A 26,548-nucleotide genomic window follows, 5' to 3' on the forward strand; every position below is an offset into this window, starting at 1 on the left:
GAGTGTCAGTGGTGTAAGGCATGATGGAGGAATGCAGGGGAAGGAGCCCGCCGGGGACGCATCCGGTGAGACACCGGGGGCAACGCCATCAGGCGGCACACCATCAGGAACGCCGGCCGGCGCGCCTTCATCCGCGCGGACCATGGACAGGTTCAGCCAGTCCACCCGGGAATGGTTCCTCGGCGCCTTTTCCGCGCCCACTCCCGCGCAAATCGGCGCCTGGCAGGCCATCTCCTCCGGTTCCCACGCTCTGGTGGTCGCCCCGACGGGCTCCGGCAAAACCCTCGCTGCATTCCTCTGGGCGCTCGACCGCCTCCAGTCATCCGCTCCCGCCGAACCGGACGCCCTGCCGGGCCTCGACCCGGCAGCAAAAGGCAGGAAACCGAAGGCCCCCAAGCGGAAAACACGCGTCCTGTACATTTCGCCGCTCAAGGCGCTTGGCGTCGACGTCGAACGCAACCTCCGTGCGCCGCTTATCGGGATCACCCAGACCGCCAAAAGGCTGGGCCTGCCAGCCCCGCTCATCACCGTAGGCGTACGTTCAGGAGATACGACGACGGCGGACCGCCGCGCGCTGCTCAGCCACCCGCCGGACATCCTCATCACCACCCCGGAATCCCTGTTCCTGATGCTCACGTCCAGGGCCCGGGAAACACTGGCCGAGGTGGACACCATCATCGTGGACGAAGTCCACGCCGTCGCCGGCACCAAGCGCGGCGCGCACCTGGCTGTCTCGCTGGAACGCCTGGATGCGCTGCTGCCCAAGCCGGCGCAGCGGATCGGCCTCTCGGCCACAGTGGAACCCCGCGAACTCGTGGCCCAGTTCCTGGCAGGTTCGGCCCCGGTGGAAATCGTGGCACCGCCGTCGAAAAAGAACTGGGACCTGACGGTCTCCGTGCCGGTGGAGGACATGTCCGATCTGCAGGGGGCCGCCGGCGCCTTCGATTCCGGTCCTGCCTCCGGGCTGCAGCCGCAGGCCTCCATCTGGCCGCATGTCGAAGAAAAGATAGTGGACCTGGTGATGGCCAACCAGTCCACCATCGTGTTCGCCAACTCGCGGCGCCTGGCTGAACGGCTGACCGCCCGCCTCAACGAGATCCACGCCGAACGCCAGCTGGTGGCGGCGGGCGGCTGGAGTGAATTCGGCGCCGGGGCCCCGGATTTCGAAGCGGTGCCGGCCGGACGGCCATCGGCGGGGGCCGGCATGCCGACGTCCACGGCAACGCCCGCGCACATGATGGCACAGGCAGGCAGCACCGCGGGCGCCGACCCCGTCCTGGCGCGGGCACACCACGGCTCCGTCTCGAAGGACCAGCGTGCGCTGATCGAGGACGACCTCAAGTCGGGCCGGCTGCGGTGCGTTGTTGCCACGTCCTCCCTGGAGCTTGGCATCGACATGGGCGCTGTGGACCTGGTAGTCCAGGTGGAGTCGCCCCCGTCCGTGGCCAGCGGGCTGCAGCGGGTGGGCCGCGCCGGTCACCAAGTAGGTGAAGTCTCGCAGGGCGTCCTGTTCCCCAAGCACCGCGCCGACCTCGTGCACACCGCCATCACCGTGGAACGCATGCTGGGCGGCAAGATCGAACGGCTCAGCGTTCCCGCCAACCCGCTGGACATCCTGGCACAGCAGACCGTGGCCGCCACTGCGCTGGGCTCCATCGACGTGGAGGAATGGTTCTCCACCGTCCGCCGCTCGGCACCGTTCGCGTCCCTCCCCCGCTCCGCATTCGAGGCCACTCTGGACCTGCTGGCCGGCCGCTACCCGTCCGACGAATTCGCCGAGCTGCGGCCGCGGATCATCTGGGACCGCAATGCCGGCACCATCGAAGGCCGGCCGGGGGCGCAGCGGCTCGCCGTGACCTCCGGCGGCACCATTCCGGACCGCGGGCTGTTCGGCGTCTACATCATCGGTACCGAGGTGGAAGGCTCCGCGTCGCGCTCCACCGAGGGCAAAGCCGCCAGCCCGGGTGCTTCGGCCGCCAAGGGCGGGCGGCGCGTGGGCGAACTCGACGAGGAAATGGTCTACGAGTCCCGGGTGGGCGACATCTTTGCCCTGGGCGCCACCAGCTGGAAGATCGAGGACATCACGCACGACCGCGTCCTCGTTTCCCCGGCCTTCGGGCAGCCGGGCAAGCTCCCCTTCTGGAAGGGTGATTCGCTGGGCCGGCCGGTTGACCTGGGCCGGGCCCTCGGCGCGTTCGTCCGCGAACTGTCCGCGTCCGACGTCGGCCCCGCCACCGAGCGCTGCAAGGCCAGCGGCCTGGACGACTTCGCCGCCAACAACCTGATCCAGTACCTCGCCGAACAGAAGCTCGCCACCGAAGTGGTCCCCAGCGACACCACCCTGGTGGTGGAGCGGTTCCATGACGAACTGGGCGACTGGCGGGTGGTGCTGCACAGCCCCTTCGGCATGCCGGTGCACGCACCCTGGGCGCTCGCCGTGGGCCAGCGGCTGCACCAACGCTACGGGATGGACGGCTCCGCCATGGCCGCGGACGACGGCATTGTGCTGCGGGTGCCCATGATGGAGGACGAGCCGCCGGGCGCCGAGCTGTTCCTCTTCGAACCCGACGAGCTGGAGCAGATCGTGACGGCGGAGGTGGGCGGCAGTGCGCTCTTCGCCTCGCGCTTCCGCGAGTGCGCCGCCCGGGCGCTGCTGCTGCCGCGGCAGAACCCCGGGAAGCGGCAGCCCCTGTGGCAGCAGCGCCAACGGTCCGCACAGTTGCTGGACGTGGCACGGAAATATCCAACGTTCCCCATCGTGCTGGAAACAGTGCGCGAGTGCCTGCAGGACGTCTACGACCTCCCGGCGCTGAAGGACATCGCGGCGTCCATTGAGCGGCGCGAACTGCGGATCCTGGAGACCACCACCCAGCAGCCTTCCCCGTTCGCGAAGTCCCTGCTGTTCGGCTACGTGGCCCAGTTCCTGTACGAGGGCGACTCGCCGCTCGCGGAGCGCCGGGCTGCGGCGCTGGCCCTGGATTCGACCCTGCTCAACGAACTCCTGGGCCGGGTGGAGCTGCGCGAACTGCTGGACGCCAAGGTCATCGAAGCCACCGAGCGTGAACTGCAGCGGCTGGCCCCGGACCGCCGTGTGCGCGGAATGGAAGGCGTCGCGGACCTGCTGCGCCTGCTCGGACCGCTGACGCCGGAGGAGGTTGCTGCCCGGCTGGAGCCGGCGGTTGAGCCTGTCCCGGTGGTCGAGCCTGCCGCGGTGGTCGAGCCTGCCGAGACCCCTGGTGTTGCGCCCGCCCCGGTGGCGGACGCCGTCGCCCACCTCACCGCGCTGCAACGGGCCAACCGCGCACTCAAGGTGAACATCGGCGGCGTCGAACGCTTTGCGGCCGTGGAGGACGCCGCCCGCCTGCGGGACGCCATCGGAGTGCCGCTGCCCATGGGCGTGCCGCTCGCGTTCATCGAGCCTGTGGCTGACCCCCTGGGGGACCTCGTCTCCCGCTACGCCCGCACCCACGGGCCGTTCACCGCGGCGGAAGCCGCGGCCCGGCTGGGACTCGGCGTCGCCGTCGTCGGCACCGCGCTCAAGCGGCTGGCCGCGGACGGCCGCGCGGTGGAAGGCGAGTTCCGCCCGCATGCCCCGCTGCCGGAACAGCTGCCGGAACAACAGTCCGGACAGGCCACCGCCCCCGCCGTCGAAACCGAAGTACCAGGCGAGGCTGCGGTCCCTGCCGCGCCGCCAGCCTCCGTCACCACGCTGGCCGGCACCAGTGAATGGTGCGACGCCGAGGTGCTGCGAAAACTGCGCCGCCGCTCGCTGGCCGCGCTGCGGGCCGAAGTGGAGCCGGTGGACGGCGCCGCCTACGGACGGTTCCTCCCGGCCTGGCAAAACGTCCGGATCCCCGGACGCGGCCGGGGCCAGTCCGCCCTGCGGGGTCTGGACGGCATCATTACTGCCGTCGACCAGCTCTCCGGTGTACCGGTTCCGGCCTCCGCGTGGGAACCGCTGATCCTCGCCAGCCGCGTCAGTGACTACCAGCCCGCCATGCTGGATGAACTGATGGCCGCCGGAGAAGTCCTCTGGTCCGGCGCCGGCGCACTGCCCGGCAATGACGGCTGGGTGAGCCTGCACCTCGCGGACTCCGCCGAACTCACCCTCAACCCTGCACCGGACTACGAGCCCGGGGACGCTCAGAAGCGGCTGCTGGAGCACCTGCAGGACAACGGCGGCGGCTATTTCTTCCGCCAGCTGAAGGACATTGCCGGCGGCATGGACTCGGTGCTGAGCGACCAGGATGTGGTGGCCGCCCTCTGGGACCTCGCCTGGGCGGGCCGCATCACCGGCGATACCTTCGCTCCGGTCCGTGCCATGATCGCCGGCGGCCACACGGCGCACCGGCAGGTAGCCCGGACGCCGCGGGCCCGCGCACCACGCCTGAGCAGGCTGGGACGCGCCCACGGCACGGGCCTGATGGGATCCGCCGGGCTGACCGGCGGACGCTACGGGTCCGTGACCGGCGCCGCTCCCACCCCGCCGCTGGCAGCCGGAAGGTGGTCGGCCCTCCCGTCTCCGGAACTGGACCCCACCATCCATGCCCGTGCCACGGCCGAACTGCTGCTGGACCGGTACGGCGTCGTGACGCGCGGTTCCGTCATGGCGGAAAACATCCTGGGTGGATTCGGCCTGATGTACAAAGTCCTCGCCAGGCTGGAAGAGGCCGGGCGCTGCCGCCGGGGCTATTTCATTGAACACCTCGGCGCCGCCCAGTTTGCTGTTCCGGCCACGGTGGACCGGCTGCGGTCGTACTCGGATGACTCCCAGCTGGCGAAGCCGGAGCCCGTGGCGCTGGCGCTGGCGGCGACGGACCCCGCCAACCCCTACGGCGCGGCCCTGCCGTGGCCAGCCCTCAATGTCGAAGCCGGCAGCGGCCACCGCCCTGGCAGGAAGGCCGGTGCCCTGGTGGTGATGGTCGACGGCGCGTTGGCACTTTACGTGGAACGCGGCGGCAAGACGCTGCTCGCCTTCGACGACGTACCGGAGGTACTGGCCGCCGCCGCGGCCGCGCTGGTCGGCGTAGTCCAGCGCGGTGCCGTGGACAAGCTCATCATGGAGAAGGTCAACGGCCACGGCATCCTGGACACGCCCGTTGCCGCCGCACTGACGCACGCCGGCGCTTATTCCACTCCGAAAGGACTGAGAATCCGTGCCTGAAGGCGACTCCGTCTGGCGGGCGGCCGCGCAGCTTCACGCCGCCCTGGCCGGGCAACAGCTCACAGCCTCCGATTTCCGCGTGCCCCGGTTCGCCACCCTGAAGCTGGCAGGCTGGACCGTGGACGAGGTGGTGCCCCGCGGCAAGCACCTCCTCATGCGCCTTCGAAGCCCCGCTGACGAACGGCTGACCATCCATTCGCACCTGAAGATGGAGGGTGCGTGGCAGGTCTACCCGCCCGGCGGACGGTGGCGTAAACCGGGGTTCACTGCCCGGTGCGTGCTCCGCACTGCCACCGCGGACGCCGTCGGCTTTTCCCTCGGCATCCTGGAGGTGGTCCGGACCGCTGACGAGGATTCCGTCGTCGGCCATCTCGGGCCGGATCTCCTGGGCCCGGACTGGGACATGGAGGAGGCCGAACGGCGGCTGCGCGCGGCGCCGGACGTTGCCATCGGCGTAGCCCTGCTGGACCAGCGCAACCTCGCCGGCATCGGCAACATCTACCGCTGCGAGGCCTGTTTCCTGTCCGGCATCCACCCCGCCGCGCCGGTCTCCCACGTGACCGACCTGCCCGCCATGATGGCCACCGCCAAACAGTTGCTGGAGGCCAACCTCGGACCGGGCCGCCGCACCACCGTCCTCAGCCCGCGCGGAACGCCGGTGGGCCGGATGTCCGGCCGGCCTGGATACTGGGTATACGGTCGTGAGCACCAGCCGTGCCTGAAATGCCGCACACCCATCCGCCACGGCGTACTGGCCACCCAGGCCGGCACCGAGGAACGGGACATCTACTGGTGCCCGAGCTGCCAGCCGCCACCTGCGTGAACCGGCTGATCCGGGCCTGACCCGGGCGGCAGCGGGCGGGAAGCCTCCGGCACCGTGAACCGCGGCAGCAGCAGCTGCACCAGGGGGCCGATGGCCAAGGCGTAGACCACCGTGCCCACACCGACGGATCCGCCCAGCAGCCAGCCTGTCGCCAGGACAACGATTTCGATGCCCGTCCGGGACGTCCGCACTGACCACCCGGTCCGCCGCGCCAGGCCGGTCATGAGGCCGTCGCGGGCGCCCGGGCCGAAGCGTGCGCCGATGTAGCAGGCCGACGCGATCCCGTTGAGCAGCACGGCCCCCGCCAGCATGCCGATCTGGCCGCCCAGATGTGAGAACTCCGGAATCAGCGCAAGCCCCACATCAGCGAAGACACCCACCAGCACGGCGTTGCACAAGGTGCCGAACCCGGGCCACTGGCGGAGCGGAATCCATAGGAGCAGGACAAGGAAGCTCACGATGACCACCACCGCTCCAATGGAGAGGCCCGTCTTTCCTGCCAGACCCTGGTGGAAGACATCCCAGGGATCGAGGCCCAGGCCGGCGCGGATGAACATAGCCAGCGAGATGCCGTACATGGCCAGGCCGGTGAACAGTTGGAGGAGTCTGCGAGTCATCATGAAATCCATCCTCCGCCAGAACTGGCCTTGCAATCCATATCCAGTTTGAGATACTGGCTACATGTCCGGCTCCCTGAACCCCACCGCCTTGATGCGTCTCTTGGGCGGATGGAACCGGGGCGCCGCCCCGGCGTACCGGGAACTGGCCGACGTCGTACGCCTCCTGGTTCTGGACGGACGCGTCCCCCTGGATATGGCGCTGCCCAGCGAGCGCGCCCTGGCCGAAACACTGGGAGTCAGCCGGACCACGGTGACGGCCGCCTATGCGAGCCTCCGTGAGCAGGGGTTCCTGAGCAGCCGCCAAGGCAGCCGCGGCCGGACCTGCATCCCCCGGCAGATTCCCGCGGGCGCGGGCGGGCCGGGAGCCACCGAGCTGATCAGCCCCACCGCCCTGGCCGGTGCGCCGGGACTGGCGGCGCCGCCGGGCCTGCTCGATCTCGCCTACGCTTCCCTGCCGGCCAGCGGCGAGGTGGTGCACCGCGCCTTCGCCGCCGCACTCACGGAACTACCGGCCCTGCTGCCGGGGTTCGGTTATGACGCCATCGGCATCGCACCCCTTCGCGAGGCGATCGCTGCCCGATACATGGAAGCCGGCGTCCCCACCACGGCGGACCAGATCCTGGTGACGTCGGGCGCGCAGCATGCCCTGAACATCGTGCTCCGCACCCTGGCAGGCCGGCAGGACAAAGTACTGGTGGACCACCCCACGTACCCGCACGCCCTCGATGCCATCCGGGCCAGCGGCTGCAGGCCCGTGCCGGTCGCCCTCCCCCACGGCCGCGGCTGGGACGTGTCCGGCATGGAAGCCGCCATGATGCAGCAGCGCCCCAAGATGGCCTACGTGGTGCCGGACTTCCACAACCCGACGGGCCGGCTGATGTCCGATCCGCAGCGCCGGCGCCTGGTCCGGGCCGCGGCCGCGGCGGGGACGGTGCTGGTGGTGGACGAGACACTTCGCGAACTTAACCTCGACGCCGTGGGTACCGCCCCGCTGGCGGCCTTCAGCCCGGAAGTGGTCACCATCGGCTCCCTGAGCAAGTCGCATTGGGCGGGGCTGCGGACCGGCTGGATCCGGGCAGGCAGTTCGCTGATCCGGCGCTTCGCCGCTGCCCGCACCACCATGGACCTGGGCGGACCCGTGGTGGAACAACTGGCCGCGGCCCACCTGGTCCGGTCCCTCGACGAGCCGCTCCCGGCCCGGCTGGCAGACCTTCGCGAAAACCGGGCCGCGCTGCTGGACCTGATCGGCGGCATCCTCCCCGACTGGCAGCCGGAACGGCCCGACGGCGGGCTGAGCGTGTGGTGCCGGCTCCCGGCGCCGATCAGCACCGCCCTGACGGTCATCGGCCCGGATTTCGGGGTGCGCCTCGCGGCCGGACCCCGGTTCGGCGTGGGCGGTGCTTTCGAGCACTACCTGCGCATTCCCTTCACGCTTCCGCCCGGGCAATTGGAGACGGCGGTGCGGGCCCTCCGCTCGGCCCAGGAAAAGCTCGACGCCGCACCGCAGCTCCGGCGCACCCTCCGGCAGACACCCGCCGTAGCCATCGCCTGAGCGGGCATCCATTGACGACGCGCAAAATGCCTGACGCGGCCCGTATTCCGGTAGCGTCAGGCACTTTGCGTAGCGTCAGCCAGTTTGCGCGTCGCGTCCTGCGCGTCGACGTGCCGCCTACGCGTAGACCTTCCCGAGGTAGTCTCCCCAGGCCTTCGCTGTGGCTTCGGAATCCCCGCGGCCGCTGAAATCGTGGACGGTCATGCCCACCGGTGCGCCAAAGGCGTTGCGGCCGAAGAAGCGGTACATGGTGTCGGCGGTGCGCAGGCCCAGGAAGTTCTCGTTGGCGAAGTCAACCTGCCCCGTCAGCCGCCCGACGCCGTCGAGCTCCACATCAAAGGTGTCCCCTTGCGATGCGGCGTCGACGCCCAGCGCCTTCTTCAGCTGCACGAAGCCGTCCGGGACCTGTGAGGCCTCAGGGCCCTGGATGTCCGTGAACACCACGGGCCGGCCGTCGAAGTATTCCAGGTACTGGCCCAGGGTGTGGAGGTAGAACTCGGTGTGCTTGCTGGCGCCGTCGTACTGCCCGTCCCAGTTGTCGGCGAAGATGCCGCTGTGCACGTAATGCAGCCTGGCCCGGCCGCCGTCGAGCGGTTCCAGGACGTGCTCCAGCTGGTTGAACCAGCCGTCCGGCCCGTCCATGCGCGAGACCAGGTGCTGCGGATACTCCTCCACGGTTTTCACGGCCGGCCACTGGTCCGTGGGGAACATCCAGCCGGGCGTCCCGTTGGTAACGGCTTCCCAGACGCGCTCGGGGGTGCCGGGCAGCTCGGTGTCGTAAACAATCTCGAATTTCCGGTTGTCAGTCATTGTCCTGCTCCTGTTCCTTATCCCCGGACGGGGTGGTTTGTTTTGGTTCTTTGAGTGCCGGGTGAAGCGCGACGACGAGCCGGTGCTTCCGCCCGCCCGTCCCGCCGCCGTCGTGGTACTTGTCCACGAGCCGGGTGACGGCGACGCCGAGCTCTTCGGCGAACGCTGCCCGGTCCGCGGCGGTGCGGAAGGTGATTTCGCCGTCGATCGCGAACGTGGCGAGTTTCTGCCGTGCGGCCGCGGCCCCGGCGATGAGCTTCCCCACTTCCTGGACCATGCGCCCGGCGAGCGCCAGCAGCCAGAAGGCGGAGAACCGGTCCGCGAAACGGTGCGGATCCGGGGCCACGGAGGCCAGCGCCACCGGCGAAATCAGGTAGGAAGCGGCCGTGGCCTGGAGCACCCGTTCGGTGACGTTGCCCTTACGGCGCTCCTCCACCAGCTCCACCAGGCCGTGCCGCTCCAGCGCCTTGAGGTGGTAGTTCACCTTCTGCCGCGGCAGCCCCACTTTCGCGGCGAGCTGGGTGGCCGAGCCGGGCTCCGCAAGCTCCTGGAGGATGCGGGTCCGGATGGGGTCCAGCGAGGCTTCCGCCGCCGCCGGGTCCTCGATCACTTCGATGTCCAACATGGTTTAAGTATCGTCACCGACAATTTTATTTGTCAAGAACTTTTTTACCGTCGGCGCCGGGAAGGCAGCCAAGTAGAATGGACCGGTGATGCAATCCCCCCTCCCCGTGCGCGACGGCGTGAACGCGACCCGCCTGCGCCTCCCGGACGAGGGGCCGTGGGACACCGCGATGGACTACATGATGCACCGCTGGGGCCACATCGACCCGCAGCGCATCGAGGACCGGTTCGACGCCGGCGAGATTGTGGGCGAGGGCGGCGTCCCCCTGGACAGGCGGACCAGGCTCGAGGACCACACCTTCATCTGGTACTACCGCACGCTGCCGCCGGAGACGCGGCTGCCGGTTGAGCTCAGCATCCTGCACCAGGACGACCACATCCTGGTGGTGGACAAGCCACACTTCCTGCCCACCACCCCGGGCGGCACCTACATCCAGGAGTCGGCCCTGGTCCGGCTCCGGAACCAGTTGGACCTCCCGGACCTGATCCCCATGCACCGCCTGGACCGGATGACGGCCGGCATCCTGCTGCTCTCCACCAACCCGGACACCCGCGGCAGGTACCAGGTGCTGTTCGAAAAGCGCCAGGTCCAGAAGGAGTACGAGTGCGTGTCCGCCGCCGAACCGGCAGCGGGACATCCCGCCGTCGACTTCCCGGTGGTGGTGCGGAACCGCATGACCAAGTCCCGCAGCTACCTGCTCGCCGAAGTCATCGACGGCGAACCCAACGCGGAAACCCGCATTGACGTGATGAAAACGTTCGACGCCGGCACTTCAGCAGGTGCCGCGGGTTCAGTACGTGCCCCGGAACGGCGCGCACTGTACCGGCTTGAACCGCACTCCGGAAAGACCCACCAGCTCAGGGTGCACATGGCGTCGCTGGGGCTGGGGATCGTCAACGATGCGTTCTACCCGGACCTGCTGGACAAGGCTCCGGACGACTACACCAGGCCGCTCCAGCTGCTGGCCCGCGGGATCCGTTTCGTGGACCCCATCACCAAGCAGCCGGTGGAATACCGCAGCCGGCTCCGGCTGAGCGAAGCTCCTGCGTAGGCCCGGCCCAAGACTGGCGTAGTAAGACCTCCCCGGCCCGCCCGAGGCGCAAAAATGAGGTACCTTGTGCCCATGGACCTCGCCAACGCTGACACCTGGGGCGCCGCGATCTATTTCTGGATCATCCCCATCGTCCTTGGCGACGCCATTTTCCCGCCCGTCCCCTCCGAAATGGTGGTGATCACGGGCGGAGCTCTGTCCGCCGAAGGCCGGGCCAATTTCCTGCTGGTGGGCTTCCTTGCCGCGCTGGCGTCGTGGATCGGCGATGTAGTGGTGTTCCAGCTGTTCAAGCGCCGCCTGGGCCATGTCCTGGACCGGTGGCGGTGGGGCCGCAAATTCCACCGCGGCATCCACGCGGCCATCGCCAAGGCAGGCCGTTCCACCACCTACGGGGCCATCATCGGCGTCCGGTTCATTCCGGGCGGCCGGCTGGCGACGTCGGCCGCTGCCGGCATCGCCGACGTCACCACCCGCGCGTTCAGCTTCTGCGCGGCCGTGGGCGGAGTTCTCTGGGGCACCTGGCTCACGGGGCTCGGCTACTTCACCGGCTCCGCCACCAAGCTGCCGTTCTGGGCAAGCTCGCTGATCGGCGTCGCCCTCGGACTGGTGATCGGAGCGGTGGTGGGCATGATTGTCACCCGCCGCCGCGGCAGCCGGTCCCCGGTGGACGAGCCGGCGGAGGACCCCAGCCCGGACACGGCGCCTTCGGGCTAGACGGGAGCCCAGGTCAGACGGGAGCCCGGGTCAGATGGGAGCCCAGCGGCCGCGGCTGCGGCGGAGCACCAGAAGCGCACCGGCCACCGCAACGCGTTCGACGGCGTCGCGCATCATCGCTGCCGATTCCCGCGCCTGGTTGTTCTCCCCGGTGCACCCGGTCGCCTCCACCAGGAAGCGGAGGTTCAGTTCCGGCACTCCGCCGGCGATCTGCAGCTGGTTGGATTCCACGTGGTGCCTTGTTGCGAGGGCTTCGACGGCGGCAGCCATCACGGCCTCGGGAGCGTTGCCAGGCTTCAGCCCGGTGATCTTCAGTCTGGTCTGGAACGAAGGCATGAATGCAACCCTAACCTCACCCCACGACGCTCTCTCACTTTTCGGGGCTTTTCCCCCAACGCTCTCTCACCGTGGAGAGAGCGTAGGGGGAAACCCCGCAGGAAGTGAAAGAGCGTTGGGCGTTATCCGGTGTTGCGGAGGCCGGCCGCTACACCGTTGACGGTGATGAGCATGGCCCGCTGCAGGCGCTCGTCAATCTCTGCACCGGAGATGCCCTCGCCCTCGGAACCTTCGGCCCGGATGCGGCGCATCAGTTCCACCTGCAGGTAGCTGATGGGGTCCAGGTACTGGTCGCGGATCTCCAGGGAGCGCTTGAGGGTGGGCTGCGCGTCGAGGAGCACGTGCTCGCCGGTGAGGTTCTGGATCTCGGTGACGGTGAGTTCGTATTCGTCCCGAATGGCCCGGAACAGGTGGTGCAGCTCTTCCGGGACCAGCGTGGAAACGTAGTAGCCGGCAATGTCCATGTCCGTCTTGGCCAGCGTCATTTCCACGTTGGACAGGACCGAGCGGAAGAAGTGCCACCCCTCCATCATTTCCACGAGCTGTTCCGTGTTGCCTGCTTCGCGGGCGGCCTTCAGCCCGGAACCTACACCGAACCAGCCCGGCACAATCTGCCGCGACTGGGTCCAGCCGAAGACCCACGGGATGGCGCGCAGCCCGCCCAGCCCGGCGCCCGAGTCCGGCCGCTTGGACGGACGCGAGCCGATGTTCAGCGAGCCGAGCTGTTCCACGGGGGTGGAGGCCATGAAGTAGGCCGGCAGGTCCGGGTCGTCAATAAGCGAGCGGTACCGGGCGAAGGCGGCGTCGGAAATGGTCTCCATGACGTGGCCGTAGCGCTCGCGCTGGTCCTCGGAGGTGCGCGGGGTCCGGTGCAGCGCAGAACCCTGCATGACGGCGGCGAGCGAAAGCTCCAGGTTTTCGCGTGACAACTCGGGCAGCGAGTACTTGTCCGAGATGACTTCGCCCTGCTCGGTGAACTTGATTTCACCTTCGAGGACACCGTTCGGCTGGGCCATGATCGCATCGTAGGTGGGCCCGCCGCCGCGGCCCACGGATCCGCCGCGGCCGTGGAAGAGGCGCACCCGCACGCCATGCTTGGCCGCGACGTCACGCAGCTTCCGCTGGGTCTTGTGGATCTCCCACTGGCTGGTCATCACGCCGGATTCCTTGTTCGAGTCCGAGTAGCCAAGCATGATTTCCTGCACGTCGCCGCGCAGCCGGACGAGTTCCCGGTAGGACGGATCGGACAGCAGCTGGTCCACGATCTCCGCCGAAGCCCGCAGCTCCTCCACCGTTTCCAGCAGCGGCGCAAAACCGATCTTCGCGTACGGCGCCTCACCGAAGAGGCTGACCAGCCCTGCTTCGCGGGCCAGCACCGCAGCGGCCAGGACGTCGTCCGCACCGCGGGTCATCGAAATGATGTACGTCTCGATGACGTCCGGGCCGTAGGTCTTCAGGGCGCGGCGGATCTCACGGAAGACGTCGTACGTGCCGTCAGCGACGCCGTCGAGCTTGATCGGGTGGCCGGACAGCGGACGGCGGGAGCCCAGTTCCGCCCCCAGCACTTCCAGGCGTTCGGCGCGGCTGAGTTCGGAGTACCGCACGCCGGGGCCGCCCAGGCGGTCCATCAACTGCCCGACGGCGTCATGGTGGTGGTCGGCGTGCTCGCGGATGTCCAGGGTGGCCAGGTGCAGCCCGAAGGAGGCGATGGCGCGGCGCACCCTCGCCAGGGCACCGTCGGCAGCCAGTCCGGCGTGGTGGTTGCGGAGGGATTCCTCCAGCAGGCCAAGCTCCGCGAGGACACCCGCGGTTGAGGTGTAATCCCGGCCCGGCTCGTGCGCGGAGCCTGCCGCGACGCGCTTGGCCGTGTTGAGCAACTTGGCCTTGATGCAGGTGAGCTTGAGCCGGTAGGGCTCCTGGGCATTGAGTTCCAGCACCCGGCGGTCCAGGCCCGGCAGGTTCTTGAGGTCAGTGTCGATCGAGTCGAGCAGTTCCTGGTCCGCCCCGGCCAGTGCCGTGGAGTTGGACAGGATGGCGATGAGCTCGTCGATCATGGCGATGCTGATCCGGACGGCGTGCTGGTTCTGGATCTGGAGGATCTCGCGCGTGACGGCGGCGGTGACGTTCGGGTTGCCGTCGCGGTCGCCGCCGATCCAGGAGCCGAAGCGGATGGGGGCCTTCTGCGACGGCAGCGTGACTCCGTGGTCGGCCAGCAGCTCGGAGAGGTCGGAGAGCATCTCCGGCATGGCGTCGGTGAGGATGCTGTTGAGGTAGTAGATGGCGTTGCGGGCCTCATCCACCGGGGTGGGCCGGACCTGGCGGAGCTCGTCCGTCTGCCACATCTGGTCGATCACTTCGGCGAGCTGGCGGTCCTGGCGGCGGCGGGCCGAGGTGCCTTCCTCGGTGGAAACTGCCAGGACGTCGGACAGCCGGCGGATCTTGTCCAGGACGGAGCGGCGGGACGCTTCGGTGGGGTGGGCTGTGAAGATGGGACGGACATCCAGCTCGTTGACCACTTCCTGGAGCACGGCCGGTCCGGCCTGGCCGGAAATCTCCTCCACGGCCTTGGCCAGCCAGCCGTCCTTTTCCTGGCGGGTCCGCAGTCCGCGGACCCGGTGGACCTGCTCGGCGGCGTTGGCCAGGTGGAAGTAGAACGCAAAGGCGCGGACCAGGTCGGTGGCCTGGTCAATCGGCAGGGAACCGAGCAGCTCGCGGACCTGGGCGACGACGTCGTGCGAGCTCCAGGGGCCGGTGGCATCGGCTCCGCCGCGGGCGGCTTCCTTGGATTCCTTGGTCAGGAGGCGGACCTGCTCCACAAGGTCGAGGAGCTCGGGCCCGTGCTGGCGGACCAGCGATTCGCCCAGCAGGGTGGAGACGCGGCGGACATCCGCCCGGAGTTCGGACGCAAGATCGCTGCTGGCATCGGAGCCTGCCGGGTCAGCGCCTGCTGCGAGATGGGAGCCTGGATTTACTGCAGTGTCAGCCATGGAAACTATCTTTCGAGGGTTCGGACTTGGCTCGTACACTGCGCTGGATACTGTGAGCCGGGTTACGTGTTCCTATGGGATGTTACCCGGCACTGTTGCGGCGTGGGAATTTGTCTCAGATAGTGTTCGTGCCCTTGACGTCCGCGGCAGCCCCTGTTTTATTAGGCACCGCCGCGGGGCTATCAGGTGCCGCCGCGGGCGGCCGGACAGCCCTGATGGTGATTTTTCCGGTGTAGGCCTCGTTGTGGTCGGGACCCTTACCGGACTGCGCGGACTCGTGCCGCCGCTGTTTCAGCTCTTCCCTGGCGGCCGCAGATTCCGTGCGGGTGGGGGCTCCGGTGGCATCAAGGATGCCCAGCACGCTGCCCAGCGTTCCCGGTGCCCCCTTGGCGCTTCCGCGACGCTTCAAGACGGACATCCCCGCCAGGGTGAACCCGGCAACAAGCGCGAGGCAGGCCACTACGGTGAGTAGTGCATCCATGCCCCGCCCCTGACTCAGCGTGCGATCTTGAAATTGAAGTTTGCGGTACCCAGCGCCCCCCAGAGCCGGATCCAGACCGGCAGGAGCATTTCGGTGCCGCGTGCCGTGGTGATGTCGCCCAGGTCAATCACGTCCTGATGCCCAAGGCTCTTGAGGAGCGTGACCACTTCGTGCTTGGCGTCGGCATCGTTGCCCGAGACGAACACGGAATGGTCCCCTCCCGCCGCGCGGCCGGGGTCAACCATCAGGCTCGCGTTCATCGTATTGAGGGTCTTGACCACTTTGGCGTCGGGGAACTTCCGCTGGATCTGCTCGCCCAGGCTGTCCGTGTTGACCGGGTTGAGCGTCGGCGGCATGCCATGGGAGAAATCCAGGGGATTCGAGATGTCCACGAGAATCTTGCCGGCAAGATTCTCCGCACCGGCGGCAGCAAGCGCAGCGAGGGAACTTGCGCCTTCAGTTGCGTTGACCACCAGCTCCGCCCCGGCGGCCACGTCTGCGTAGGCAGCCAGGTGGACGTGGGGGTGCTCCTGGAGCCACGTGCTGAAGGGAGCCGCACCCATGGAGTCCGGCTCCGTGCGGGCCAGGGTCGCCTTCGGATCGCGGGTTCCGATGACGATTTCGTGGCCGAGGCCTGCCAGCGCTCCGGCCATGGTCCGGCCAACGGTCCCGGTTCCTAGTACAGCAATTTGCATGGCGTCCTCATCCTCTGGGCATTTGGGATCTCGGGGTAGACAGGTCCGTCTACCGCTGGGCCTGACGCTATCAGGCCCACCTGAGCACCGCAAGGGATCGACTGAAGGCAAAGTGGTATTGGCTGACAATTATTGAAATCTGTCAGCTGATTGTTGTATTCTCGTTTTATGACCACTTCCATGCAGGCGTCCCGCCGCACCCTCGGCTCCGCAGGACCCGCCACCGCCCCCATCGGACTGGGCCTCATGGGCATGTCCGACCTCTACGGACCCGCGGACGACGCCGAGAGCGTCGCCACGATTCAGGCCGCCCTCGACGCAGGCGTCACCCTGCTGGATACGGGCGACTTCTATGGCATGGGGCACAACGAGCTCCTGCTCCGCGATGCCATCCGCGGCCGGAGCCGCGAAGACGTGCAGATCAGCGTCAAGTTCGGCGTCCTGCGGGACGCGCGCGGCGGCTGGAACGGCGTCGACACCCGGCCGGCAGCCATCAAGAACTTCCTCGCCTACTCGCTGCGCCGCCTCGGTACCGACTACATCGACATCTACCGGCCCGCCCGCCTCGATCCCGCCGTCCCCGTCGAAGAAACGATGGGCGCGCTGGCCGAGCTCGTGAAACAGGGCCTCATCCGCCACATCGGGCTATCCGAGGTGGGGGCTGAAACGCTGCGGCGCGCGCACGCCGTGCACCCGGTCTCAGACCTGCAGATCGAATACTCACTGATTTCCCGCGGCCTCGAAAAAGACATCCTGCCCGCAGCCCGTGAACTGGGAATCGGAATCACCGCCTACGGCGTCCTGTCCCGCGGCCTCGTCTCCGGTCACTGGCCCGCCCAGGCCGAGGGCAACCGCCGGGACTTCCGCGCCCATCTCCCCCGGTTCTCCGGCGAAAACCTGCAGCGCAACCTCGAGCTCGTGGAGCGGCTGCGCCTTATTGCCGACAGCAAGGATGCCACCGTGGCCCAGGTGGCCATCGCCTGGGTGCTCTCGCGCGGCGAGGACATCGTTCCCCTGGTGGGCGCCCGCCGCCGCGACCGGCTGGCCGAGTCCCTCGGCGCCGCCGCGCTGACCCTCTCCGGCCAGGATCTCGCCGACATCGAAGCGGCCGTTCCCGCGGACGCCGCAGCCGGCACCCGCTACGACGCAGGCCAGATGGCCATGCTCGACAGCGAGCGGAAGTGAGCCCTGCCGCCGTCGTACTGACGGAAGAACGCATCCTGGACGCCGCCGAGGACGTCCTCCGCCGCTTCGGCCTGGCCAAGGCCACCGTGGTGGACGTTGCCAAGGTCCTCCGCGTGAGCCACGGCAGCGTCTACCGGCACTTCCCCACGAAAGTGGCCCTCCGGGACGCGGTGGCAAGGCGGTGGCTTGACCGGATCATCAAACCCCTGGATCCGTCGCTGGACACCGCCGGCCCGGCTGCCGAGCGCCTCCTTCGCTGGCTTCAGCGGCTCGCGGCCATCAAACAGGGCATGGCCCTGGAAGATCCTGAACTGTTCGCGACCTTCAGCCAGCTGACCGCAGAAGCCAGGGAAGTGGTGGCCGCCCACGTGGATCACCTCGCCGCGCAGCTGACCCAAATCATCGCGGACGGCATCGAAACCGGCGAGTTCGCCCGGACGGACGCGGTCACTGCCGGCCGCGCGGTCCTGTACGCCACCGCCCGCTTCCACCACCCGCTGCACGCCGCGGAGTGGGCGGATCCGGCGATCCACGACGATTTGACGGCGGTGTGGAAGCTGCTGGTGAACGGCCTGGGTACCAGCCCCTGACCCGGTCTGATCCGCTCCTGACCCGGGCCACCCGGCGTGAGACAGACTTGTCTGTGTACCATTGGCGTATGACGACGCCAGCAGCCTCTGCACCGCAGGCTGCCCGAACTTCCGCCGGCCCCGCCAGGGAGAAGATCCTGGCCACCGCCTTCAGGCTGTTCTATGCGCACGGCCTGCGCGCCGCCGGCATTGACACCATCATCGCCGAGTCCGGGATCTCCAAGGCCACGTTCTACAAGTACTTTCCGGCGAAGGACGAACTGATCCTCACCTATCTGGACAGGGTCGACGCCATCTGGACCGGCCAGCTCCACGCTGCCGCGGAGGCCGCAGGACCGGACCCGGCGGCGCAGCTCGTCGGGCTGTTCGATGCCCTCACCTCAGCCTGCCGCCGTGACGGCTACCGGGGCTGCGCCTTCATCAACGCTGCGGCCGAGTCGGCATCGGGGACTCCTGTTCACGAACGCACGGTTGCGCACAAGAGGGCTGTGCTGGCGTGGATGCAGGGGCTGGCTGCCGAGGCGGGCGCCGCGCGTCCGGACCGGCTCGCACGGAGCCTCTCCTTGATCCTCGACGGCGGCCTGGCCAGCGGCGTGCTGGACGGTGACCCGGAGGCCGCCGAGACGGCCCGGGATGCCGCCTCCCGCCTGATAGCTGCAAGCTTGGGCACCGCGGAGTAAGGTTGCCGCGACGCCCGCGCCCGCTTTGGAGGAACAATGACCACTGCCCCTGACGCCCTCGTGGAACGCTGGAACCGGTTCCGCGCCAACCGCAACAAGGCTCTGGCCGGCGACTACGGCTGGTTGACGCTCACGTCGTTCCAGTGGCTGGAAAGCCAGCCCGCCGCCGTCGACCTCGTCCCGGGACTCTGGTCAACGGACGGCACGACGGCGTTCCTCACCGCCGCGGCGGCGGACGGACTGACGCTGGTGGACTCCGGGCAGCCGGTAGACGGCACTATTTCCGCCGTGCTGGCGGACGAGGAGTCGCTGATGTGGGTGCAGTTCGGCGGCGACGACGGCAAGCAGGTGGTGGTGGAACTGGCCATGCGGGCGGACAAGTACGCCATCCGCACCAGGGATTCGATGTCGCCGGTGTTTACCGAGTTCGACGGCGTGCCCACCTTTGAGTACCGCCCCGACCTGGTGGTCGAAGCACGTTTCCGCGCCTATCCGGAGCCCGTGGACGTCCCGATCGGCACCGCGAATCCGCTGGTGGACGGCGTGCACCGGACCGTGGGCGAACTGGTGTTCCGGCTGCCCGGCAAGGACCACGAGTTCCACCTGCAGGCCGAAGAAGAGAAGCTCGGCGCCCTGACCGTCACGTTCCACGATGAAACCAACGGGGACTCAACGGACGACTGGCGCAAGGTGTCCACTGCCAGACCCCGCCCGGACGGCTCCGTGGTCCTCGACTTCAACCGCGCCATCAACTACCCGAGCGCCTTCACGCCCTTCGGGACCTGCCCCATGCCGGTGAAGAACAACAGCCTGGACTACCGGATCGAAGCCGGCGAGAAGGACCCGATGATCGCCGACTGACCGGGAGGCACCTAGACGATCGCGGAGACCCCGGTGACGGCGCGGCCCACGATCAGCGTGTTGATCTCGAACGACCCCTCATAGGTGTAAATGGCCTCGGCGTCGGCGAAGATCTTGGCCATCCGGAAATCGGACACAATCCCGTTGCCGCCCAGGATGGACCGTCCCATGGCCACGGTTTCGCGCATCCGGGCGCTCGTGTAGGACTTCGCCAGCGCCACTTGAGCCATGTCCGCCTTGCCTTCCTGCTGCAGCTGGGCGATCCGGACCATCATGCCCATGCTGGCCACGGCGTTTCCCAGCATGGTCACCAGCTGCTGCTGGATCAGCTGGAATTTGGCCAGCGGGCGGCCGAACTGCTGGCGTTCGACGGCGTGCTGCCGGGCGACGTCGAACGCCGCCAGCTGCTGGCCCACCGCCTGCCATGCCACCATGATCCGGGAGCCGCGGAGCAGTTCATTGGTGTCCTCGAAGCTTCCGATGCCGGCGAAGCGGTCTGCCTCCGCCACCCGCACATCCCGGAAAACGATGTCCGCGTTCTGCACCGTGCGCAGGGCGATCTTGTTCTCGATCCGGCTCCGGCTCACCCCGGGCAGCGCCGCGTCCACGATGAATCCCCGGATGGCGCCGTCGGCCTCGTCCCTAGCCCAGACGAGCATGTAGTCGCAGAACGTCCCGTTGCCGATCCAGCGTTTGGCTCCGTTGAGGATCCAGACGTCCCCGCCGCCGTCGGCAGCTCCCGTCGAGCCGGACACGCGGCGGGCCCGTGTTTCCATTCCGCCAGCCACGTCGGAGCCGTGGTCCGGCTCGGTCAGCGCGAAGGCGCCGGTGGTGCGGAGGTTGGCGGCGTCGTCGAGCAGGCGGGCTTTCTGCTCGTCGGAGCCGAATCCGTACAGCGACTCCACGAAGAGGTCATGGTGCACCAGGAAGAACGTGGCAATGGAGGTGTCCACCCGGGTGATCTCGGCAATCACCAGGCCCGCGAACAGGTGGCTGTAGCCGCGCTGGGCCGGTGCGCTCAGTTCCAGGGCCGCCAGCTTGGGCAGGAGGTGGGCTGGAAATTCGGCGTTGTTCCACCACTCTGTGGCGAATGGCGCGATCTCGACCGCCAGGAATTCCCGCAGCTCCTGCAGTTTCAGCCGTTCCCGTTCGCTGAGCAGCGATTCGAACCCGAAGAAGTCGGCCGTAGGCAGTGAATCCAGCGCGTTCGCAGCCGGCACTCCCGGCATGGCTGCCGGCATCATTTCGGCCCCATCCGGATGGCGCCGTCGAGGCGGATGGTCTCGCCGTTGAGCATGGCGTTGTCCACGATGTGCGCGGCCAGGCTGGCGTATTCGGCCGGCCGGCCCAGCCGGGACGGATGCGGGACCTGCTTTCCCAGCGAATCCTGGGCGTCCTGCGGCAGTCCGGCCATCATGGGCGTTTCGAAGATGCCCGGCGCGATGGTGACCACGCGGATCAGGGAGCGGGCCAGTTCGCGGGCGATCGGCAGGGTCATCGCCGCCACGGCCCCCTTCGAAGCGGCGTAGGCGGGCTGGCCGATCTGGCCGTCGAATGCGGCCACGGAGGCGGTGTTGATGATGACGCCGCGCTCCGGTCCGCCAAGGTCGGTCGAGACGGGCTCGGTGGCGGCCATGGCAGCGGCCGCCAGGCGGATCACGTTGAAGGTGCCCACCAGGTTGATCTGGATGACGCGGCTGAAGGTGTCCAGCGGCAGCACGCCGTCACGGCCCAGGACCTTCCCCGGTGTGGCGATGCCCGCGCAGTTCACCACAATGCGCAGCGGCCCCAGCGCAACGGCGGCGTCGACGGCGGCCTGCACCTGGTCCTCGCTGGTGACGTCGGCCGGAACAAAAACAGCCGTTCCGGCCCCGCCGAGGCCGTTCAGCTCGGCTGCAAACTCCATGCCCCGCGAGGACGGCAGGTCCACCAGCACCACCGAGGCTCCGGCGTCGAACAGGCGCCGTGCCGTTGCGGCGCCCAGCCCGGAGGCCCCGCCCGTAATGAGCGCGACAGTACCTTTGATGTCCATGCATCCTCCTTGATGTGGAACCGGAACCCCGGCGTAACGCTAGTTAATGAATGTTAACTGGAATGAAAGCAAACCGCACACCCGGCCGCCGCCCCGGACGCGCCCCGCGCGGTCATCCCGCCTGCGCCCCGATCGGACTCCGGGCTAGGCTGGCACCATGATCTCCCCGGACGACGCCACCACCGCGGACTGGTCTGCCCGCGCCGACGAGGCCGCCCGGTCCGTGACCAGGATGTTCGGGCAACGGCTGTTCTTCCTGCCCGGAACGCATATCGCGGCCATTGAACGCCCCTCCGGCGGGCTGAAGAACCTGAGGCGTCCCTGGCACTACTGGTGGCAGGCCCACTACGTGGACTGCCTGGTGGATGCCGGACGCCGGGAGCTGGCGAAAGGCGCACGGTTCGACGGCGGGAGCCGGCCCAGCGCCGGACGGCTGGCCTCCCGGCTGGTCACCGGCATCCGGCTGCGCAACTTCCTGACCGTGGTCAACAACTACTACGACGACATGGCCTGGCTCGCCCTATCCACCCTCCGGCTGGCGAAGCTCGCCGAACAGACACGCAAGCCCGGCGCCCGCCGCCACGCCCGGATCCGGAAAAGCCTCACGCTGCAGTTCGATTCCGCGTCCACGGATGACCTGGGCGGCGGCACCTTCTGGAGCACCAAGCGGGACTTCAAGAACACCCCTGCCACGGCGCCGGTGGCGCTCTACTACGCCCGCACGGGGAACACGGCCAAGGCGCAGGCCTTGGTGGACTGGCTTCACGCCAAACTGTTCGACCCCGCCCAGGGCATGTACCAGGACGGCCTGCGGATCGGCCCCGGCGGTGCGGTGGTGCTGGAAGCCGCCATCTACACGTACAACCAGGGACCCGTGCTGGGGGCGCTGCTGGAGCTCGGCGGCCAGCCGAACCTTGACCGGGCGGCCAGCCTGGTGGACGCCGTGTCCCGCAACCTGACCCGCCCCGCCCTCCTGGCCTCCGGCAAGACCGCCGCCGTGCTCCGCTGTGACGGAACGGGCGACGGCGGCCTGTTCACCGGAATCCTGGCGCGATACCTTGCGCTGGCGGCAGTGGACGGACGGCTGTCCGACCGGACGAGGGCCACCGCGGCAGCCCTGGTCATCGAAACCGCGCAGGCACTCTGGGAGGGGCGCCGCACGGTGGGAACCGGGGAGCCACTGGCGCGCCACGGTGCGCACCTCGTGTTCCCGGTGTTTCCCGAGACGCCGGCGAGCGGCTCCTATCCGGCCGGTGCCGCCGTCGAACTTTCCACCCAGCTGCAGGCCTGGATGATCCTGGAAGCCGCCGCCGCCGTATGGGCCATCCAGAATTAAGTCACGTAAAAGTTCCGTAATTGATGTGATCCTGATCACTTAAGGCCGCTTCGACTTGGTCTCTTAGGTTTGGCTAACCTACAGTTTTTGGCAGTGAGCATGCCCTAACTTCCCCCTCACGCGGACTCCGGTCCACCAAGACTTTTTTCCAGAAAGAAGCCCCCATGAAGATCCGCACCAACGCGCTGGCGGGAATCGCACTCGCCGCCACCGCAGCCCTCGGCCTGGCCGCCTGCGGCTCCGGAAGCTCCACCCCCGCCGCCAGCACTGCGGCAGCGGACGGCAAGGCTGCCGGCGAAATCACCGTCTACAACGCCCAGCACGAAAGCCTCACCAAGGAATGGATCGACGCTTTCACGGCGGAGACCGGCGTCAAGGTCACCCTGCGCCAGGGCTCGGACACGGAAATGTCCAACCAGATCATCCAGGAAGGCGCAGCCTCCCCGGCCGACGTGTTCCTGACGGAAAACTCACCCGCAATGGCGCAGGTCGAGAACGCCGGACTGTTCGCTGACGTGGACAAGGCCACCATCGACCAGGTGCCTGCCGACTTCCGCCCCTCCACCGGCAAATGGACCGGCATTGCCGCGCGCTCCACGGTCCTGGTCTACGACAAGGCCAAGCTGAGCGAAGACAAGCTGCCCAAGTCCATGCTGGACCTGGCCAAGCCGGAGTGGAAGGGCAAGTGGGCCGCTTCACCGTCCGGCGCCGACTTCCAGGCCATCGTTTCCGCGCTGCTTGAGCTCAAGGGCGAAGCCGCAGCCGAGGAATGGCTCAAGGGAATGAAGGAAAACTTCAAGGCCTACAAGGGCAACAGCACGGCCATGAAGGCCGTCAACGCCGGCGAAGTCGACGCCGCCCTGATCTACCACTACTACTACTACGGCGACCAGGCCAAGACCGGCGAGAACTCCAAGAACGTCACGCCGTACTACTTCAAGAACCAGGACCCGGGCGCTTTCGTCTCCGTGTCCGGCGGCGGCGTGCTGAAGTCCTCCAAGAATGCGGCGGCGGCCCAGTCCTTCCTGAAATTCATCACGGGCAAGAAGGGCCAGGAGGTCCTGCAGAAGGGCACTTCCTTCGAGTACGCCATTGCCTCCGATGTCCCGGCCAACGACAAGCTGGTTCCGCTGACGGAACTGCAGGCGCCCACCGTTGACCCGGCCAAGCTCAATTCCGAAAAGGTTACCGAGCTGATGACCAAGGCAGGACTCCTGTAAATCAGTGCCAACTGACCTAGCGGCACCGGACACTTCCGGAAGCACGACGACGGCGGGCAGGGGCAAGCGCCCCCGCCCGCCTTTCGGCGTTTCCGCAGTATCCGTCATCGCCGTCCTCATTGCCCTGTTTTCACTGATCCCGCTGGGGTACGTCATCGTGATGACGGCCGCCACGGGGTGGGACACCGCCGTCGCGCTCATCTTCCGGGAGCGCGTCGGGGAGCTACTCCTCAACACTGTGCTGCTGATGGCCATCACCGTGCCGCTCTGCGTGGTCCTTGGCGTGGGCGGAGCCTGGCTGGTGGAACGCACCACGCTGCGCGGCCACAAATGGTGGGCCGTCCTGCTGGCCGCGCCGCTGGCCATCCCGGCCTTCGTCAACAGCTATGCCTGGGTTTCCGCCGTGCCGTCCCTGGGCGGGCTCTGGTCCGGCGTCCTGATCGCCACGTTGTCCTACTTCCCGCTGGTGTATATCCCGGCCGCGGCCACACTGAGCCGGCTTGACCCCGCGATCGAGCAGTCCGCGGCGTCGCTGGGCCTGGGCGCGTGGCGCACCTTCTTCCGGGTGGTCCTCCCCCAACTCCGCATCGCCATGACCGGCGGGGCGCTGCTGGTGTCGCTGCACCTGCTGGCCGAATACGGCGCATTCGCGATGATCCGCTTCGACACCTTCACCACCGCGATCATGGTGCAGTACCAGTCCACCTTCAACGGCACCGCCGGGAACATGCTGGCCAGCGTCCTGGTGTTCTTCTGCCTGATCCTGCTCCTGGTTGAGGTGCGAAGCCGCGGCACCGCACGCTACGCCCGGGTGGGTTCGGGCGCACAGGCCAGGGCGCTGCGCCTGCCGCTGCACGCCTACCAGGTTCCGGCGCAGCTCTTCCTGACCGGCCTCACCGCCCTGGCGTTCGGCCTTCCGCTGATGTTCGTGCTGCGCTGGATCTTCGCCGGCGGGGCAGACATCTGGGTGGCAGACGAATTCCTTCCCGCCCTGCTGCAGACCATGGGATACGGCCTGACCGGTGCCCTGGCAACCACCGTGGTGGCCTTCCCCATGGCCTACCTGGCCGTGCGGCACCCCAGCTGGTTCAGCAAGGCGCTGGAACTGTCCAACTACATCACCAGTTCCATGCCGGGCATCGTGGTGGGCCTGGCCTTCGTGACCGTCAGCATCAGGGTCGCGCCCGGCTTCTACCAGACCACGGTGCTGCTGATTGCGGCCTATGTACTGCTGTTCCTGCCGCGGGCACTGGTGAACATCCGGGCCGGGCTGGCCCAGGCGCCCAAGGAACTCGACGAAGCCGCCCAGGCGCTGGGCAAGCCGCCGCTGGTGTCCTTCATCCGCGTCACGCTGCGGCTCACTGCGCCCGCAGCGGCGGGCGGCGCGGCGCTTGTGTTCCTGGCCATCGTCAACGAACTCACCGCCACCCTGCTGCTTTCGCCCAACGGCACACGCACCCTTGCCACCGAATTCTGGAGCAAGAGCAGCGAGATCGACTACGCCGGCGCGGCGCCGTATGCGCTGTTGATGATCCTCATCTCCGCCCCCATGACCTACCTCCTTTTCCAGCAGTCCAAGAAAGTGGCCGGACAGTGACCGATTCCTACACTTCCCGCGATGCCCCCTCCAGGCTTCCGGAACCGCGGATCGCCGCGTCCGTGGCGCCCAGCACCAACAGCCACCTGGAGATCGAGGCCGTCACCAAGAACTTCGGTTCCCAGGCGGTCCTCAAGGGCGTCAACCTGTCCGTGGCCAAGGGCGGAACCACCGCGATCGTCGGTCCTTCCGGCTCCGGCAAGACCACCCTGCTGCGGCTGATCGCAGGCTTCGAGCATCCGGATACCGGCAGCATTTCGCTCAACGGCACCAAGGTGGCCGGCGAGGGCTTCTGGGTGCCGGCGCACAAACGCCACGTCGGCTACGTCGCCCAGGACGGCGCCCTGTTCCCGCACCTCACCGTTGGCCAGAACGTCTCCTTCGGCCTCAGCGCCAGCCACCTGTCCGGCGGGCGCCGCGAGATCGCGGCCCGGGTGGGCGAGCTCCTGGAGATGGTCTCCCTCGATCCGTCCATGGCCAAGCGCCGGCCGCACCAGCTTTCCGGCGGTCAGCAGCAGCGCGTTGCCCTGGCCCGTGCCCTGGCCCGCGAGCCGGAGCTGATGCTCCTGGACGAGCCCTTCTCCGCACTGGACGCCGGCCTCCGCGTGGCCACCCGCCGCGCCGTGGCCAAGGTCCTCAGCGAAGCCGGGGTGACCACCATCCTTGTCACGCACGACCAGGCCGAGGCGCTCTCCTTCGCGGACCAGGTAGCCGTGATGCGCGGCGGCAGGCTGGCCCAGATCGGCAACCCCTTCGTGGTCTACACCCGCCCCGCGGACCGGGCAACGGCGGAGTTCCTGGGCGACGCCGTCATCCTGGACGCCTGGATGGAAGGTTCCCTGGCCACGTGTTCGCTGGGCGGCATCCCGGTCCGCAGGCCCCCGGCGCAGGGCCGCGTGCAGCTCATGCTGCGGCCCGAGCAGATCCGCATCGCGGAGGACGGCCCCATCCGCGGCGTGGTGGTTGACACGGACTACTTCGGCCCGGAAACCACGGTCCGCCTGAAACTGGCCGTGCCGCCGGAACTGGCCGCCGGCGCCATCCCGGACCACCGTTTCCCGGGCGGCGGCGAAGTGATCACCATCCGGCACTGGAACGCCTCCATCGCGCGGCCGGGCATGGAGCTCTGCCTGCGCGTGGTGGGCGAAGCCGTGGCCTTCCCGATGGACGAGGACGCCACCGCCTGAGG

22 protein-coding genes are annotated in these 26,548 nt (G+C 68.3%); 13 read left to right on the top strand and 9 right to left on the bottom strand.

What is annotated here, in order from left to right:
• Window positions 1-142 precede the first annotated feature (142 nt).
• A complete protein-coding gene (locus BS38_RS0112400) occupies window positions 143-5,164 on the top strand; it encodes an ATP-dependent helicase (RefSeq protein ID WP_051628877.1) in 5,022 nt (1,673 codons plus the stop codon).
• A complete protein-coding gene (locus BS38_RS0112405; RefSeq protein ID WP_028271094.1) occupies window positions 5,157-5,987 on the top strand; it encodes a DNA-formamidopyrimidine glycosylase family protein in 831 nt (276 codons plus the stop codon). Before BS38_RS0112400 ends, BS38_RS0112405 begins: the two co-directional genes overlap by 8 nt.
• Here the strand turns inward: BS38_RS0112405 and yczE are convergent.
• Window positions 5,951-6,607 carry a membrane protein YczE gene (yczE, locus tag BS38_RS0112410; protein WP_028271095.1) on the bottom strand — a complete coding sequence of 219 codons (657 nt, stop codon included), beginning with the start codon at window positions 6,605-6,607 and terminating at the stop codon, window positions 5,951-5,953. The genes BS38_RS0112405 and yczE overlap by 37 nt on opposite strands.
• 61 nt (window positions 6,608-6,668) lie before the next feature.
• Here yczE and yczR point away from each other — a divergent pair, with 61 nt between their 5' ends.
• On the top strand, window positions 6,669-8,159 hold the full coding sequence (yczR, locus tag BS38_RS0112415) for a MocR-like transcription factor YczR (RefSeq protein WP_028271096.1): 1,491 nt from the start codon (window positions 6,669-6,671) through the stop codon (window positions 8,157-8,159).
• A 117-nt stretch (window positions 8,160-8,276) separates the two neighbouring features.
• Here the strand turns inward: yczR and BS38_RS0112420 are convergent, their stop codons facing one another.
• A complete protein-coding gene (locus tag BS38_RS0112420; RefSeq protein WP_028271097.1) occupies window positions 8,277-8,969 on the bottom strand; it encodes an SRPBCC family protein in 693 nt (230 codons plus the stop codon).
• Entirely contained in the window at window positions 8,962-9,594 is a 633-nt protein-coding gene (locus BS38_RS0112425; RefSeq protein ID WP_028271098.1) for a winged helix-turn-helix domain-containing protein, read from the bottom strand. The genes BS38_RS0112420 and BS38_RS0112425 overlap by 8 nt, the downstream gene beginning before the upstream one ends.
• Window positions 9,595-9,682: 88 nt before the next feature.
• On the opposite strand from BS38_RS0112425, the gene BS38_RS0112430 reads away from it, so the two are divergent.
• Both BS38_RS0112430 and BS38_RS0112435 read left to right on the top strand, forming a co-directional pair.
• Window positions 9,683-10,645, top strand: coding sequence for an RluA family pseudouridine synthase (locus BS38_RS0112430; RefSeq protein ID WP_028271099.1), 963 nt, complete (start codon window positions 9,683-9,685; stop codon window positions 10,643-10,645).
• A 54-nt stretch (window positions 10,646-10,699) separates the two neighbouring features.
• The gene (locus tag BS38_RS0112435; protein WP_028271100.1) at window positions 10,700-11,359 is read left to right on the top strand and encodes a DedA family protein; all 660 of its coding nucleotides are present in this window, start codon (window positions 10,700-10,702) and stop codon (window positions 11,357-11,359) included.
• Window positions 11,360-11,389: 30 nt separating this feature from the next.
• On the opposite strand, the gene BS38_RS0112440 is transcribed toward BS38_RS0112435, so the two are convergent.
• The 4 genes from BS38_RS0112440 to BS38_RS0112455 form a co-directional block, all read right to left on the bottom strand.
• On the bottom strand, window positions 11,390-11,695 hold the full coding sequence (locus BS38_RS0112440; RefSeq protein WP_028271101.1) for a hypothetical protein: 306 nt from the start codon (window positions 11,693-11,695) through the stop codon (window positions 11,390-11,392).
• A 122-nt stretch (window positions 11,696-11,817) separates the two neighbouring features.
• Window positions 11,818-14,682 carry a phosphoenolpyruvate carboxylase gene (gene ppc, locus BS38_RS0112445; protein ID WP_028271102.1) on the bottom strand — a complete coding sequence of 955 codons (2,865 nt, stop codon included), beginning with the start codon at window positions 14,680-14,682 and terminating at the stop codon, window positions 11,818-11,820.
• A gap of 115 nt (window positions 14,683-14,797) precedes the next feature.
• Window positions 14,798-15,163, bottom strand: a complete 366-nt coding sequence (locus BS38_RS0112450; protein ID WP_156037120.1) for a hypothetical protein — start codon at window positions 15,161-15,163, stop codon at window positions 14,798-14,800.
• Between the two features lie 14 nt (window positions 15,164-15,177).
• Entirely contained in the window at window positions 15,178-15,858 is a 681-nt protein-coding gene (locus BS38_RS0112455; RefSeq protein WP_028271104.1) for an NADPH-dependent F420 reductase, read from the bottom strand.
• Between the two features lie 168 nt (window positions 15,859-16,026).
• On the opposite strand from BS38_RS0112455, the gene BS38_RS0112460 reads away from it, so the two are divergent.
• The 4 genes from BS38_RS0112460 (at window position 16,027) to BS38_RS0112480 (ending at window position 19,174) form a co-directional block, all read left to right on the top strand.
• The gene (locus tag BS38_RS0112460; RefSeq protein ID WP_028271105.1) at window positions 16,027-17,043 is read left to right on the top strand and encodes an aldo/keto reductase; all 1,017 of its coding nucleotides are present in this window, start codon (window positions 16,027-16,029) and stop codon (window positions 17,041-17,043) included.
• Window positions 17,040-17,633 carry a TetR family transcriptional regulator gene (locus BS38_RS0112465; protein ID WP_028271106.1) on the top strand — a complete coding sequence of 198 codons (594 nt, stop codon included), beginning with the start codon at window positions 17,040-17,042 and terminating at the stop codon, window positions 17,631-17,633. Before BS38_RS0112460 ends, BS38_RS0112465 begins: the two co-directional genes overlap by 4 nt.
• Before the next feature lie 68 nt (window positions 17,634-17,701).
• Window positions 17,702-18,313, top strand: coding sequence for a TetR/AcrR family transcriptional regulator (locus tag BS38_RS25065; protein WP_043438500.1), 612 nt, complete (start codon window positions 17,702-17,704; stop codon window positions 18,311-18,313).
• A gap of 36 nt (window positions 18,314-18,349) precedes the next feature.
• Window positions 18,350-19,174, top strand: a complete 825-nt coding sequence (locus tag BS38_RS0112480; RefSeq protein WP_028271108.1) for a DUF1684 domain-containing protein — start codon at window positions 18,350-18,352, stop codon at window positions 19,172-19,174.
• 11 nt (window positions 19,175-19,185) lie between these two features.
• Here the strand turns inward: BS38_RS0112480 and BS38_RS0112485 are convergent, their stop codons facing one another.
• Both BS38_RS0112485 and BS38_RS0112490 read right to left on the bottom strand, forming a co-directional pair.
• A complete protein-coding gene (locus BS38_RS0112485) occupies window positions 19,186-20,418 on the bottom strand; it encodes an acyl-CoA dehydrogenase family protein (RefSeq protein ID WP_051628879.1) in 1,233 nt (410 codons plus the stop codon).
• Entirely contained in the window at window positions 20,415-21,206 is a 792-nt protein-coding gene (locus BS38_RS0112490; protein ID WP_028271110.1) for an SDR family NAD(P)-dependent oxidoreductase, read from the bottom strand. The genes BS38_RS0112485 and BS38_RS0112490 overlap by 4 nt, the downstream gene beginning before the upstream one ends.
• A gap of 157 nt (window positions 21,207-21,363) precedes the next feature.
• On the opposite strand from BS38_RS0112490, the gene BS38_RS0112495 reads away from it, so the two are divergent.
• The 4 genes from BS38_RS0112495 to BS38_RS0112510 all read left to right on the top strand — a co-directional run bounded on the left by BS38_RS0112495 (window position 21,364) and on the right by BS38_RS0112510 (window position 26,546).
• Window positions 21,364-22,542: a glycoside hydrolase family 76 protein gene (locus BS38_RS0112495; RefSeq protein ID WP_028271111.1), complete on the top strand. Its 1,179-nt coding sequence runs from the start codon at window positions 21,364-21,366 to the stop codon at window positions 22,540-22,542.
• Window positions 22,543-22,706: 164 nt separating this feature from the next.
• Window positions 22,707-23,762 (top strand): iron ABC transporter substrate-binding protein, encoded by a 1,056-nt coding sequence (locus BS38_RS0112500; protein WP_028271112.1) that lies wholly within the window; start codon window positions 22,707-22,709, stop codon window positions 23,760-23,762.
• Window positions 23,763-23,766: 4 nt separating this feature from the next.
• On the top strand, window positions 23,767-25,359 hold the full coding sequence (locus tag BS38_RS0112505) for an ABC transporter permease (protein ID WP_028271113.1): 1,593 nt from the start codon (window positions 23,767-23,769) through the stop codon (window positions 25,357-25,359).
• Window positions 25,356-26,546, top strand: a complete 1,191-nt coding sequence (locus tag BS38_RS0112510) for an ABC transporter ATP-binding protein (RefSeq protein ID WP_028271114.1) — start codon at window positions 25,356-25,358, stop codon at window positions 26,544-26,546. The genes BS38_RS0112505 and BS38_RS0112510 overlap by 4 nt, the downstream gene beginning before the upstream one ends.
• Window positions 26,547-26,548: the final 2 nt, after the last annotated feature.

The sequence above is a fragment of the Arthrobacter sp. UNC362MFTsu5.1 genome (assembly GCF_000685965.1).
Taxonomy (GTDB): domain Bacteria; phylum Actinomycetota; class Actinomycetes; order Actinomycetales; family Micrococcaceae; genus Arthrobacter.